A 13,650-nucleotide genomic window follows, 5' to 3' on the forward strand; every position below is an offset into this window, starting at 1 on the left:
TCGTCAACGCACCGTTGACGATCGGTCATCAAAGACGAACCTTCTGCTTGCCACCATGGAGACCGATATGTCTCCTACACGAGCAATCACGCCCGCGCCGGTTCGATAGAATCGGAATAAGTTTTGTCGAAAGGACCGGCATATGGCCGAGACAGTCACAAATATCGCAGCGGTCGCTCTCCTCGCCGCGGCGCTCATATCAGCAGCCCTGGCAACCATCGCTGAAAAACAGCGCAGCATGGCTCTTCGCCCAGTTCCGGTAAAAGTGCGCACTGGACGACCCAACCGAGACTGACCGATCGGTCGGCTAGACGACGAATTGACCGCCGTTGGCGGTGATAGTCGACCCCGTAATGAACCCGGCATCGTCTGCCGCGAGGAACACCACGCAACGCGCGATCTCTTCAGGATCTCCAATCCGGCCGATTGGAATCTGCGGGAGAACGCGTTCCTTCATCACCTTCTCAGGCACGGCCAGCACCATTTCCGTTGCAATATAGCCCGGGCATATTGCGTTGACGGTGATGTTTTTCGAAGCTCCTTCCTGCGCAAGCGCCTTGGTGAAGCCGAGATCGCCGGCCTTGGCGGCCGAGTAATTCACCTGCCCCATCTGGCCCTTCTGTCCATTGATCGAGGAGATGTTGATGACGCGGCCGAAGCTGCGGTCACGCATCCCCGACCACACGTGATGGGTCATGTTGAAGAGCCCGCTGAGGTTGGTGTTGACCACCTCATGCCATTGCTGCGGCGTCATCTTGTGGAACATTGCATCCCGCGTGATACCGGCATTGTTGACAAGGATTTCCACCGGCCCAAGCTCGGCTTCGACCTTGGCAATGCCCGCTCCGCAGGCATCGTAGTCGGTGACGTCCCAGCGATAGACCGCAATTCCGGTCACGCCGTGAAAGGCTTGAGCCTTCTCGTCATTTCCGGCATAGGTCGCCGCGACCTTGTACCCGGCATTTCTGAGTGCCATCGCGATCGCCGCGCCGATACCACGGGTGCCACCGGTGACGAGGGCTACTCTGCTCATGTTCCGCTCCCCTTATTTTTTGGCCCCGCTACGAACTCGGCGCAGCGCGCACTGTATTGAAACATGGATTGCACGCTATTCAAAGCGCCTCGAAACACATGGCAACCCCCATGCCGCCGCCGATGCACAGCGTGGCAAGCCCTTTCTTTGCGCCACGGCGCTTCATTTCGAACAGCAGCGTATTGAGCACTCGGGCGCCGGACGCGCCGATCGGATGACCGATCGCGATGGCGCCGCCGTTGACGTTGACGATCGAAGGATCCAACCCCAATTCCCTGGTGACGGCACAAGACTGAGCCGCGAACGCTTCGTTTGCCTCGACGAGATCGAGATCGCTAACCGACCAGCCAGCTTTTTCAAGCGCCTTCCGGGATGCCGGGATTGGCCCGGTTCCCATGATTTGCGGATCGACGCCGGCTGTTGCCCAGGAAACGATCCGAGCAAGCGGCTGGATGCCGCGACGAGAGGCCTCTGCCTCGGTCATCAGGACCGTTGCCGCAGCACCGTCATTGAGACCGGAAGCATTACCTGCGGTGACCGTGCCGTCCTTGTCGAACGCTGGACGAAGTTTCGCCATTCCCTCAAGCGTCGCGCCGTGACGGATATATTCATCCGTGTCGACGGTGATATCTCCCTTGCGGCCCTTGACGAGGAACGGGACGATCTCGTCCTTGAAGCGTCCGGCTGTCTGTGCAGCTTCCGCCTTGTTCTGCGAACTGACGGCAAACTGATCCTGATCCTCGCGCGAAAGCTGCCACTGACGCGCAATATTCTCCGCCGTAATGCCCATGTGATAGCCATAGAAGGCGTCCGTCAGCCCGTCCTTGATCATGGTGTCGACCATCTTCATGTCGCCCATCTTGGTGCCGGAACGCAGATTGGCCGCATGCGGCGCCATCGACATCGATTCCTGCCCGCCGGCAACGATGATCCTGGCGTCTCCCATGGCGATCTGCTGCATGCCGAGCGCAACGGCACGAAGCCCCGAACCGCAAAGCTGGTTGACGCTCCAGCCTGTCGCTTCCTTCGGCACACCCGCCTTCATCGCAGCCTGCCGTGCAGGGTTTTGTCCTTCGGCAGCCTGAAGCACCTGTCCAAGGATCACTTCGTCGACCTCGTTTGGATCGACGCCGGCGCGCTCCAGCGCACCCTTGATCGCCGCGGCGCCGAGTTCATGTGCCGGAATCGACCCGAAGGCCCCGTTGAAAGAGCCGACAGCGGTGCGGGCTGCACTTGCGACGACGATGGATGGATTGCTCATGGAAGCCTCCTCGATTGCTGACCATTGGCGCCGAAACTGACAAAGCTTGAAGCTCAAGTCAAACGACAAGAATTTCAACTGCAAGGATTTCATTCCGCTGCACTAACAAACGAAAAACGCAATCCTTAGAAAGGGCTTGCCGCATTGCACAAAGCGATTGTCACCGGCCTTCCTTTGCGTCTACACTTGTCAATGGAGGAGTATCCATACAATCAGACGGGGTTAGGAGACTGATAATGGCAAAAAACGAGGGCCAGATCGTAATAAAGAAATATGCCAACCGCCGGCTCTACAATACGGGCACCAGCACATACGTCACGCTGGACGACCTGGCGGAAATGGTGAAGAAGGGGGAGGAGTTCAATGTTCAGGATGCCAAAAGCGGCGACGACATAACGCATTCTGTTTTAACGCAAATCATATTCGAACAGGAATCGAAGACCGGCAATACGCTGCTGCCGATTTCATTCCTGCGGCAGCTGATCGGATATTACGGCGACCAGATGCAGATGGTGGTGCCGAGCTTTCTCGAACATTCGATGAAAGCTTTTACCGAGCAGCAGGTCCAGATGCGCGAACAGATCAATCGCGCCTTCGGTGAGACGCCGCTTACCAAGAACCTGGCACTGCCGATCCAGATGGTGGAGGAGCAGGTGCGCCGCAACACCGACATGTTTCAGCAGGCGATGCAGATGTTTTCGCCATTCATGAAACCGCCGGTGGTGAAGGAGAGCCGAAAGGCCGAAGCCAAGGATATCGATGAACTGAAAGAGCAATTGCGCGCATTGCAGAGCAAGCTCGACAGCCTCTGATCGGGCCGATTTTGGCAGCAAGTTGTATTTTGACCGCGGCGCGAGCTGCGGTCATTTCTCTTTTATAGACCGATCGAGACATCCCGCCCGGCAGTGCGGATCGAAACGGCGAACCCACCGATGACGTCGATAAAGGCGGTGGTCATCAGGATGAAGAAAATCTGCGTCGCCGCATCCCGCACAAGCAGGAATTCCACCAGAAAAGCGATGAAGACCAACATCGACAGCATGTGATTGCCAAGCGAGCCGACATTGCGCGTCGCCTTCAAAATCTCGAAGAACAGCAGCACGAGGGCGATGACGATGAAAAGGTCGCCGAGCGCCATGCTCCACATCGCGCCTGATAGCATGGACAAAACAATGACGTCATTGTTGAGCGCCACGATCCCACCGCTGCCCATCAATCCCAGCATAGCGAGGTTATAGAGCACGAACGGGATGATCATTAACGGAAAGGCGGCAATCATGGTCGGCAGGACTCCCTTCAGGGATCGAGACATTAGCCGCAAGTCATAGACCAAGTTATCGCAAGTTGGAATGCATGCGATCTAGTGCCAACAATCTGGAAAAACAAAAAGGCCGGCGCGAAGCCAGCCTCAATGCTTAATTCTCGACAGGCGCTAAAGAATTACGCGCTTTCCTTCGGCGTCAGAACCTGGCGGCCGCGATACATACCGGTCTTCAGATCGATATGGTGCGGACGGCGCAGTTCGCCGGAGTTCTTGTCTTCGACGTAGGTCGATGCCTTCAGAGCGTCAGCCGAGCGGCGCATGCCACGCTTGGAGGGGCTCGTTTTTCTTTTAGGTACAGCCATTCTCGTTACTCCACTTGACGCAAGAAGCATGATGTCGGACGGCTAGGCGACCGAAACCGGACATGCATCCACGCATTGATTTCGCAAATTTTGCGCTGCTATACATGGCTCTTCGCAGTTTGACCAGTCCCTCGGCACATTTTTTGCCGAGCGATTGCACCCCTAGGCTTCGTCCTCGGGAACGACCCAGCTTTCTTCGAGGGCGGCCGTCTGCCATTTCCTCCACGCGGGGTGCGCCTTCATTGCAGCCATATAGCTCAGCGTATCGGCAGCCGTCACCAGCTCATATGTCTCGAGACGATTGACGACCGGGGCAAACATTGCGTCGGCCGCCGAGAACGCGCCGAAGAGGAAAGGACCGCCGGAATGCTCGCGCATGTCGCGCCAGATCGTTTCGGTGCGCACCACATCGGCCATGACGCCATCCGGTAGCGCGATCCGCCTCTTCGGCCGGCGAAGGTTCATCGGGCATGCATTGCGCAGTGCCCGGAAGCCCGACAGCATCTCCATTGAGATTGAACGTGCCTGCGCCCGTTGAGCCCGATCGCGCGGCCAGAGGCCCGCCTCCGGAAACAACTCGGCGACATATTCGATGATGGCAAGCGATTCCCAGACCCTGATATTGCCATGGTGCAAGACCGGCACCCGCCCTGTCGGCGATATTGACTGGAAGCGCGGATTGCCCGACGGAAAGTCAAACGGAATGAGCACTTCCTCGAAATCTATCCCGCAACCCTCCATCGCCAACCATGGCCGGAACGACCACGAGGAATAGTTCTTGTTACCGATATAGAGGGTTAGTTTGTCCATCGTCCTATCCTGTCAGGGCTTGAAATCGAATACCAGCAGCTCTTCGAAATGGTTCATGTCGTCGAACGAGCAGAACGCCGGCGGTTGAAGCTCGAGGATTGGGCTGCGCTCCCGAATATCGGCTGCAACCTCGTCCAGCATCTGTTGCCAGCGCGGCAGCGCTTCATCTTCCAGCCGTTCGATCACATAGTCAAAGGTGATGTGAAAAGCATATTCATCGTGGTCGGGGTGGCGGTAGCCGAGAAGGTCAGCAAAAGCGTCGCGCCACGAGCGCATTATGCGCCGGTCCGCTCCCGTGGCACCCTCCACCATCAGCCCCGTTGGCCTTGCATGCGTCACGGCAACCTTGAACGGGTCCTGCGATGGAAACGCACTTAGACGCTCCAGCATGACGTCGGTCATCTCGTCGATCGAGGTGTCGTATGGAAGACCAGCGGGCCAGAAGAGCGGTTTGCGCCGATATTCGATGATGCCCTGGAACAGCGTCATATGCAGGCTGGAAATCGGTGTGAATGTAAGTCTCGCGGCTTCCGGCATTGCCAGAAACCTCGCTCGCGCGTCGATCAGGACTTCCTGTGTCCGCGAACCCTCGACCACGTGGCAGATGATCGTATTGCCCGGCTCGTATTGAAATTCACCCGACACGTCGTAACGCGTGCCGAGATGCGGCGGCGGTTCCGGGTGGCGGCTTTTGGAATATTTCAGCAGATCGGGCGAGAGGGAGGCGACGCTCATAGGGCATATCCGGTCGTTGATTGGAAGGAGATCTGCCAATTACGTCATCCGCAAGAATGCCAGATGACAGCCCGACGATCGAACGACAAGTTATGATGTCAGTCATAAAGACATTTGATGTACTCGCCGGAACCCTGTGCCCGCCTCTGGATCAGCGAGGCAAGCTGCCGCAGCCCGCGACCCGGCTTGCTGGCGACCCGATCGATCGGATTGGGAAGCGACACGGCGAGAAGGGCCGCCTGCCGCGCCGAGAGCTTCGATGCCGGAATTTTGAAATGATAGCGGGAGGCGGCCTCGATCCCATAAATTCCAGGGCCCCATTCGGCAATGTTGAGATAGTTTTCCATCATTCGCCGCTTGGACCATGCGAAGGAGGCGGTGACAGCAAGCGGCAGCTCAAGCGCCTTGCGAACAAAGGAACGGCCGTTCCAGAGGAACAGGTTCTTTGCCGTCTGCATCGGGATGGTGCTCCCGCCCCGCGTCGACTGGCCGCGCAGGGCATCGGTGGCCAGCATCCTCATCTCGCCCCAGTCGACGCCGCCGTGGAAGCAGAATTGGCCATCTTCCGACGTCATGACCGATTGCACTAGAACCGGCGCGATGTCATCCAGCGACACCCAGCGGCGGTCGTAGCCCCGCAGCATAACGACGTCACGCATCATCAACGTCGAAACGGGATGGACGAAGGGAAGCACGTAGAGGACGATAAGGAGATAGGGCAGAAGAAGAAATGCTATGAGGACGATCAATACCCGCTGCCACATCGGACGGCCGTTCAGCAACGCCAATCGACTGCGTCGCCGTGGCATTTCGGCCTCCTCCGCCTCGCTGTCGGTCGATATGTCCAATTCCCGCAAGCCTGTCGCTGTCCCACGCTCGTTGTCATACTGCGTGTATTAGCCAATGACCAGAGCAGCGGCGGAATCTGGCTCGCCCCTGTTGACAATCCCGTTGCCAGCGGCAAGCGCTCGTGCGAAACAGCGGCATGGATAGCCGAACCGCTCAATTCGAACATCGTCTTAGGGATAATGCCATAAAGGTCGAGGCCATGCTCGCCCTGCTGCTGGCCGACACCTGCCTTGGTGGTGAACGGGCGCGCCCTGCGTCGCTTCTGGCAGCGATGCGCCACGGCGTCCTCAACGGCGGCAAGCGGCTGCGGCCATTTCTGGTCATCGAAAGTGCTGCACTCCTCGGCGGTGACGCAGACGCAGCGTTGCGGATAGGAGCCGCACTCGAATGCGTCCATTGCTACTCGCTCGTCCACGACGACCTGCCTGCCATGGATGACGATGACCTGCGCCGCGGCAAGCCGACCGTTCATATCGCATACGATGAAGCCACCGCCATCCTGGCCGGCGATAGCCTCCTCACCTATGCCTTCGATATCATAGCAGCGCCGGAAACAGCGCTACCTCCCGCGCAAAAGATAGAACTCGTGCTGGCGCTCGCGCGCGCCTCCGGCATCGGTGGAATGGCCGGCGGCCAGGCGCTCGATCTTGCCGCCGAGAAAGACACCCCGGACGAACAGGGCATCATGACCCTGCAAGCGATGAAAACCGGCGCATTGATCCGATTTGGCTGCGAGGCCGGCGCCATTATAGCCGGGGCGGACAATGAGATCCGCGCACGCCTGTCCGCATTCGGCGAAAAGATAGGTCTCGCATTCCAGCTGGCCGACGACCTCCTAGACCTGACCGCTGACGCTGCCACGATGGGCAAGGCCACCGGTAAGGACGCTGCCCGCGGCAAGGGCACGCTTGTCTCGCTCCACGGCCAGAAATGGGTCGAAGCCGCCCTGGCCCGGCAGGTGCAGGAAGCAACCGAGCTTCTCGCGCCATTTGGCGAGAAAGCCTCCGCGCTGATTGCAGCAGCCCGCTTCGTCGCCAGCCGCAAAAACTGATCGACGCCCGATCGGCCGGTCAGGCTGTGGCGGAGGATATATCTTTCAGAGCGACTATTAGCGGCTCATTCAGCCGCGACGCTCTTCTGGCCGAAGCGTTTTTCGATATAGTCGGCAACGAGGGCTTCGAAATCGGACGCAATGTTCGGACCGCGAAGCGTCATCGCCTTCTGGCCATCGATGAAAACCGGCGCGGCCGGGCTTTCTCCGGTGCCGGGAAGCGAGATGCCGATGTCGGCGTGCTTGCTTTCGCCGGGGCCGTTGACGATGCAGCCCATGACGGCGACGTTCAGTGCCTCGACGCCGGGATACTTCTCACGCCATACCGGCATGTTCTTGCGAAGATCGTTCTGGATGTTCTGCGCCAGTTCCTGGAAGACGGTGGACGTGGTCCGCCCGCAGCCGGGACAGGCGGCAACGACCGGCACGAATTGTCGAAAGCCCATGACCTGCAGGATTTCCTGCGCCACCTGCACTTCACGGGTCCTGTCGCCGTTCGGCTCCGGTGTAAGCGAGACGCGGATGGTGTCGCCGATACCGTGTTGCAGCACATAGCCCATCGCTGCCGAAGAGGCGACGATACCCTTGGTGCCCATGCCGGCTTCGGTGAGCCCGAGGTGCAGCGCATGGTCGGAGCGGTCTGCGATCATCGAATAGACGGCAATGAGGTCCTGCACCTGGCTGACCTTGGCCGAGAGGATGATGCGGTTGCGCGCCAGGCCGATCTCCTCCGCAAGATTTGCGGAAATTAACGCCGACTGCACGATCGCCTCGCGGGTGACCTGGCGGGCCGAAAGCGGAAAACCTTCCGCCTGGTTCTTGTCCATCAAGGCGGTCAAGAGATCCTGGTCGAGCGAGCCCCAGTTGACGCCGATGCGCACCGGCTTGTCATAGCGGATCGCCATCTCGACGATCTCGGCAAACTGCTTGTCCTTCTTGTCCTTGAAACCGACGTTGCCCGGATTGATCCGGTATTTTGCCAGCGCTTCGGCGCAGGCCGGATGATCGGCCAGCAGCTTATGGCCGATGTAGTGAAAGTCGCCAACAAGCGGCACATCCAGGCCGAGCCGCAACAGGCGCTCGCGGATTTTCGGCACTGCAGCCGCGCTCTCGTCGCGGTCGACGGTGATCCGCACCAATTCGGACCCGGCCTTGAACAACGCGGCCACCTGGGCCACCGTCGCGTCGATATCGGCGGTGTCGGTATTGGTCATGGATTGCACGACCACGGGCGCGCCACCGCCGACGATCACGCCGCCGACATCGACGGCGACGGAGGAACGGCGCGGCTTCGGATCAAAATCACTGGCTGACAACATGAAAAGCTCTTCGCTAGCCTCGGAAATGGATGCCCTTCAGGTGGATCACGACGCTTGTCTTGTCAACCGTTCCGGGCATCACTTTTGCTTGGCGATGAACAGTCTCAATGCGCGATCCCGCCAAAGCCGTCGGCAAAGCGCGCGAGGCTCGATAGAGCGAGGACAATCAAAAGAAGGACCGGAAGCATCATGAAGACGGCCGCAAACCCGATATGCTCGGCCGCGAAACCGATGGCAGACGGCGCGACCAACATGCCGGAATAGCCCATGGTCGTCACAACAGAGATGCCGATGCCCGGCTGCAGGCCCGGGATATTGCCAGCTGCGGAAAAAGCGATCGGCACCATATTGGAAATGCCGATACCACAAAGCGCGAAGCCGAGAATGGCGATCGCGGCGTCCGACGACAAGCTTGCCATGAGCATACCGGCGATGGCGAAAATCGTGGATACCCGGAGCGTCTTCACCGCACCCAGCCGATCGCGGATCAGATCCCCGCCGAAACGCATGACCGCCATGGTGAGCGAGAATGCCGCAAAGCCGAAGCCCGACAGGGTGACGCTGGCACCGAGTTCCTGACGAAGATAAAGAGCGCCCCAGTCGAGTACCGCTCCCTCCGGCACCATGCAGAACAGCGCCATTATGCCAAGCAACCACGGCAGCGGAATGAGCGGCAGACGCGCCTTCGGCTTTTTTTCGTCCGGATGCGGCTGATCGCTGAATATCATCGGCCACGCAACCGCAAGGAAGACGACGGATAGAACGGTCGCCACCTCCGCATGCCCAAGCACGCCCATGTGCGAGATCAGGAAGCCGCCGAGTGCGGAGCCAATGAGCCCGCCGAGGCTCCAGAAAGCATGACACGAGGACATGATCGCGCGGCGCATGGATTTCTCCACCGCAACCGCATTGGCGTTCATCGCCACATCCATGGCGCCGACGAAACCGCCGAACAGAAACAGGGCGACGGCGCCGGTCAAGACATCGGGCGCGACCGTCAGGGCAATCAGGATGGGCAAGAGCAGGACGCCCGTCACCTTGACGACGATCTTCGAGCCGCGCCCCGCGATCTGCGCGCCAGCGAGCGGCATCATGACCAGCGAGCCGATACCAAAGCAGAGGATCATCAACCCAAGCTCGAACTTGCTTAGCTGAAGACGCTCGGCAAACTCCGGAATTTTCGGCGCCCAGCAACCGACCGTGAACCCGTTCATCAAAAAGAGCAGCGAAACGGCCGCGCGCGACTTCGTGAAAAATCCACTCTTTTCAGACTGAACAATGCGGGCTGGCTTCATTTCGTCCATAAATCTGTCCTCTCAAGGCCGCCGCACCATATTTAAATCGATTGAATTTGCAAGAAGGTCCAATGCCGCGCTCGGTCACGTTTCGTCTCGGGGTGTTAAAAATAAGGCGCCGCGCAACAGCAATGCACTGAATTCCGAATTTAGGGACCAACCGTCAACCGCAGCTATTGACGAAGAAAACATCGGCTCTTATCGCTTGAACCTTCAATGAATCGGCGCGACCTGCGTCTCCGTGGTGCTCCCCCGTGAAAAACCAAGTCGGCTACGGCATTCTGCTCACCAGTTTCGCCTATATGCTTTTCACCGTCCATGACGCAACGATCAAGTTGCTCGTGGTGACAATTCCCGTATGGCAGATCCTGTTCTTCCGCAGCGTGACCATTCTCGCCGGCTGCTTCCTGTTCGAAGGGCCGTCGCTCGCAAGAAAGGTCGCTCGCTCGCCGATCATAAAGCCGATGATCGTGCGGAGCATCCTGCTGCTTGTCGCCTGGATCTCCTATTATTCTGCAGCCAGATACCTCCAGCTTGCCGAAGTAACGACCCTCTACTACGCCGCGCCGATCGTCGGTACGATACTCGCGACCATCGTCCTGAAGGAAAAGGTCACGTTCGCCCGCTGGATGGCTGTAGGTGTCGGTTTCTGCGGAGTCATTATTGCCTCCAATCCAATCGGCCTGACGATCTCGTGGCCGGTTTACCTCGCATTGCAGGCGGCGGTGCTCTGGGCAACCGGCATGGTACTCTTGCGCAAGACCGCGCTGCACGAAAAGAGCCTGATCCAGATGGCGGTTTCGAACGTGATGTTCGTCCTGATGACTGGGACAATGACGTTTCTTCATTGGAAGACGCCTGGTGTTCACGAGCTGATCCTGCTTTGCGCCACCGGCATCATCGCCGGTATTGCGCAATTTACCCTGTTTGAAGGCATGCGACAGGCACCGGTTTCAGTGCTGGCGCCATTCGAATACACCTCGCTGGTCTGGGCGTTTGTCCTCGGCTACCTCGTCTGGGGCGACATCCCCAGGCAAAATGTTTTCCTTGGCGCCATTCTCATTCTCAGTGCCGGCGCCATCATCATCGTCAGCGAGCGCATCCGGCGCCGCGTACCAGTTTAAGCGAGTCTGCGACCGTCCCAAACATTCAGTTACCGAAAAAACATGCTCGCACTGCAGCTTTGAGAATAATATTCGCATTTGCCCATTTGTTTTGCAGTTTTCGACGCTTCGCGGCATCCGTTTTTCTGCGATGTATTTGCCATCGATCCATCGACCTCTGAAGAAACGGAACATGACAATGAATTGGTTGAAGACCTTCGCCGCCGTAGCACTCGTTCAGGCCGCTATTTCCCTGCCCGCCCATGCCGGCGAAAACCTGCAGGCCGTCAAGTCCGCCGGCGTCCTGAAGATCGGCACGGAAGGTACCTACGCACCATTCACGTTCCATGACGACAGCGGCAAGCTCGTCGGCTTCGACGTCGAGATCGCCGAAGCGATCGCCCAGAGGCTCGGCGTCAAGCCGCAGTTCCTCGAAGGCAAGTGGGACGGCCTGATCGCCGGTCTCGACAGCAAGCGCTACGACACCGTCATCAACGAGGTCGGCATCACCGACGCACGCAAGCAGAAGTATGATTTCTCCGAGCCCTATATCGCCTCCAAGGCCGTTCTCATCGTTCGTGATGACGACGCTAGCATCAAGGATTTCGCTGATCTGAAGGGCAAGAAGTCGGCACAGTCGCTGACCAGCAATTTTGGCAAGCTCGCTGAAAAATCCGGCGCCGAGCTGGTCGGTACCGACGGCTTCGACCAATCGATCCAGCTCGTGCTGACAAAGCGCGCAGACGCAACGATCAACGACAGCCTCTCCTTCCTCGACTTCAAGAAGCACAAGCCGGACGCGCCTGTGAAGATTGTCGCGCAGCAGTCGAATGCCGATTATTCGGCAGCCATCATCCGCAAGGACGAGCCGGAATTGCTCGCGGCTCTCAACAAGGCTCTCGCCGAAATCAAGAAGGACGGCACCTACGAGAAGATTTCGCAGAAGTACTTTGGCCAGGACGTCTCGAAGTAATCGCCACCAATAAGCGATTTTGCCTTGCTTCTCTCTAGCGTGTAATGACCAATGACTTGTGTTGAATGCGTCCGGGTTGCCCTGGGCGCATTCTCTTATCGAAAGGGACCTCCGTGCCGCATTGGCTCACTCTGATGGCGGATTCGTTCTGGCCCCTTGTCTGGGCGGGCTTGATCTTCACGATCCCGCTGACCCTTTTGTCCTTCGTCCTCGGCCTGACGCTGGGATTGATTACGGCCATTGCACGCCTCTTCGGTCCGGAGCCGGTCTCGGCCATTGCCCGCTTCTACGTCTGGGTCATCCGAGGGACGCCGCTGCTGGTGCAGCTCTTCGTTATCTTCTACGGCCTGCCCAGCATCGGGATCCTGCTAGATGCCTTTCCAGCAGCCCTGATCGGCTTCACGCTGAATATCGGCGCCTACACCTCGGAGATCATACGTGCCGTCATCTCCTCCGTGCCGAAGGGTCAGTGGGAAGCGGCCTATTCGATCGGTATGAGCTGGCGCCAGGCGATGCAGCGGACCATCCTTCCGCAGGCCGCCCGCGTCGCCGTGCCTCCGCTGTCGAACACCTTCATTTCGTTGGTTAAGGACACGTCGCTGGCAGCCGCGATCACCGTGCCGGAGCTTTTCCAGGCGGCGCAGCGCATCGTCGCTACGACCTATGAACCGCTGATCCTCTATATCGAGGCGGCCTTGCTCTATCTGGCCCTGAGTTCGGTGCTCTCTACATTGCAGGTGCGCCTTGAACGTCGCTTTGCCCGCTATGGCGGCATGCTGGAGACGCGCGCATGATCGAACTGTCGAACATCGAGAAGCGCTTCGGCGACGCGGTTATCCTGAAGGACATCACTCTCCGGATTCCAGAGGGCAATGTCACAGCTCTCGTCGGCCCTTCCGGCGGCGGCAAGAGCACGTTACTGCGCTGTATCAACCTGCTAGAAATCCCGACATCGGGGACGATACGTATCGGCGAGGCCGAACAGAGCTTCAAACCCGGCCAGAAGACCGGGTGGCAGGCGATCCAGAAGATACGCCGCCAGACCGGCATGGTTTTTCAGAATTTCCAGCTCTTCCCGCACCAGACAGCCATCGAGAACGTCATGGAGGGCCTGGTGACGGTCCTTCGGTGGCCGACAGACAGGGCGCGACAGCATGCAATGGAACTGCTGACCAAGGTCGGCATGGCGCACAAGGCGGATGCCTGGCCATCGACATTGTCAGGCGGCCAGCAACAGCGTGTCGCCATCGCCCGGGCGTTGGCCCCCTCCCCGCGCGTGCTGCTTTGCGACGAGCCGACTTCGGCGCTTGATCCGGAGCTCGCAGCTGAAGTCGTCGACGTGCTCGCCCGGCTTGCCAACGAAGGTACGACCATGGTCATGGCGACGCATGACTTGAGGCTCGCCTCAAAGATAGCCAACGATGTTGTGTTTCTCGAAGCAGGCAGCGTCGTCGAGACAGGGTCCGCGCGCAGCATCTTCGGAGCGCCGACACAGGAGCGCACCAAACGCTTCATCTCGACACTCAACGCCGGCCACAGCTACGACATATGAAAAAGGCGGCCAATCCGGCCGCCCTTTCAATCATTGCAGTAAA

The 13,650-nt window shown here is 58.9% G+C and carries 15 protein-coding genes; 6 read left to right on the plus strand and 9 right to left on the minus strand.

The features are described from left to right. Window positions 1-307: 307 nt before the first annotated feature. A complete protein-coding gene (phbB, locus tag CPY51_RS25855; protein WP_111163069.1) occupies window positions 308-1,033 on the minus strand; it encodes an acetoacetyl-CoA reductase in 726 nt (241 codons plus the stop codon). 79 nt (window positions 1,034-1,112) lie between these two features. Beyond that, window positions 1,113-2,294, minus strand: a complete 1,182-nt coding sequence (locus CPY51_RS25860; protein ID WP_111163070.1) for an acetyl-CoA C-acetyltransferase — start codon at window positions 2,292-2,294, stop codon at window positions 1,113-1,115. A 236-nt stretch (window positions 2,295-2,530) separates the two neighbouring features. Here CPY51_RS25860 and phaR point away from each other — a divergent pair, with 236 nt between their 5' ends. Beyond that, window positions 2,531-3,106 (plus strand): polyhydroxyalkanoate synthesis repressor PhaR, encoded by a 576-nt coding sequence (gene phaR / locus CPY51_RS25865; RefSeq protein WP_111163071.1) that lies wholly within the window; start codon window positions 2,531-2,533, stop codon window positions 3,104-3,106. Between the two features lie 62 nt (window positions 3,107-3,168). Here the strand turns inward: phaR and CPY51_RS25870 are convergent, their stop codons facing one another. From CPY51_RS25870 to mtgA, 5 genes are all read right to left on the minus strand, one after another. Next, complete coding sequence (locus CPY51_RS25870) at window positions 3,169-3,573, minus strand: hypothetical protein (RefSeq protein WP_111163072.1); 405 nt, start codon at window positions 3,571-3,573, stop codon at window positions 3,169-3,171. Between the two features lie 161 nt (window positions 3,574-3,734). Beyond that, window positions 3,735-3,920 carry a 50S ribosomal protein L32 gene (gene rpmF, locus CPY51_RS25875; RefSeq protein ID WP_006724402.1) on the minus strand — a complete coding sequence of 62 codons (186 nt, stop codon included), beginning with the start codon at window positions 3,918-3,920 and terminating at the stop codon, window positions 3,735-3,737. A gap of 162 nt (window positions 3,921-4,082) precedes the next feature. Next, a complete protein-coding gene (locus CPY51_RS25880; RefSeq protein WP_111163073.1) occupies window positions 4,083-4,730 on the minus strand; it encodes a glutathione S-transferase family protein in 648 nt (215 codons plus the stop codon). Window positions 4,731-4,742: 12 nt separating this feature from the next. Further along, entirely contained in the window at window positions 4,743-5,465 is a 723-nt protein-coding gene (locus CPY51_RS25885; RefSeq protein WP_111163074.1) for a DUF1868 domain-containing protein, read from the minus strand. Between the two features lie 98 nt (window positions 5,466-5,563). Beyond that, window positions 5,564-6,229 carry a monofunctional biosynthetic peptidoglycan transglycosylase gene (gene mtgA, locus CPY51_RS25890; protein ID WP_420820740.1) on the minus strand — a complete coding sequence of 222 codons (666 nt, stop codon included), beginning with the start codon at window positions 6,227-6,229 and terminating at the stop codon, window positions 5,564-5,566. Between the two features lie 221 nt (window positions 6,230-6,450). Between mtgA and CPY51_RS25895 the strand changes: the two genes are divergently transcribed. Then, a complete protein-coding gene (locus CPY51_RS25895) occupies window positions 6,451-7,365 on the plus strand; it encodes a polyprenyl synthetase family protein (protein ID WP_111163075.1) in 915 nt (304 codons plus the stop codon). Between the two features lie 65 nt (window positions 7,366-7,430). On the opposite strand, the gene ispG is transcribed toward CPY51_RS25895, so the two are convergent. Further along, window positions 7,431-8,684, minus strand: coding sequence for a flavodoxin-dependent (E)-4-hydroxy-3-methylbut-2-enyl-diphosphate synthase (gene ispG, locus CPY51_RS25900; RefSeq protein ID WP_111163076.1), 1,254 nt, complete (start codon window positions 8,682-8,684; stop codon window positions 7,431-7,433). A 104-nt stretch (window positions 8,685-8,788) separates the two neighbouring features. Further along, the gene (locus CPY51_RS25905; protein WP_420820741.1) at window positions 8,789-9,979 is read right to left on the minus strand and encodes an MFS transporter; all 1,191 of its coding nucleotides are present in this window, start codon (window positions 9,977-9,979) and stop codon (window positions 8,789-8,791) included. Window positions 9,980-10,233: 254 nt separating this feature from the next. On the opposite strand from CPY51_RS25905, the gene CPY51_RS25910 reads away from it, so the two are divergent. The 4 genes from CPY51_RS25910 (at window position 10,234) to CPY51_RS25925 (ending at window position 13,607) form a co-directional block, all read left to right on the plus strand. Further along, the gene (locus CPY51_RS25910; RefSeq protein WP_111163078.1) at window positions 10,234-11,103 is read left to right on the plus strand and encodes a DMT family transporter; all 870 of its coding nucleotides are present in this window, start codon (window positions 10,234-10,236) and stop codon (window positions 11,101-11,103) included. A 178-nt stretch (window positions 11,104-11,281) separates the two neighbouring features. After that, entirely contained in the window at window positions 11,282-12,055 is a 774-nt protein-coding gene (locus CPY51_RS25915; protein WP_111163239.1) for an amino acid ABC transporter substrate-binding protein, read from the plus strand. A 113-nt stretch (window positions 12,056-12,168) separates the two neighbouring features. Then, complete coding sequence (locus CPY51_RS25920) at window positions 12,169-12,849, plus strand: amino acid ABC transporter permease (protein WP_111163079.1); 681 nt, start codon at window positions 12,169-12,171, stop codon at window positions 12,847-12,849. Next, a complete protein-coding gene (locus CPY51_RS25925; RefSeq protein WP_111163080.1) occupies window positions 12,846-13,607 on the plus strand; it encodes an amino acid ABC transporter ATP-binding protein in 762 nt (253 codons plus the stop codon). The genes CPY51_RS25920 and CPY51_RS25925 overlap by 4 nt, the downstream gene beginning before the upstream one ends. The last annotated feature ends 43 nt before the right edge of the window (window positions 13,608-13,650 follow it).

The sequence above is a fragment of the Arminella tubonensis genome (assembly GCF_003240585.1).
GTDB lineage: Bacteria > Pseudomonadota > Alphaproteobacteria > Rhizobiales > Rhizobiaceae > Rhizobium > Rhizobium tubonense.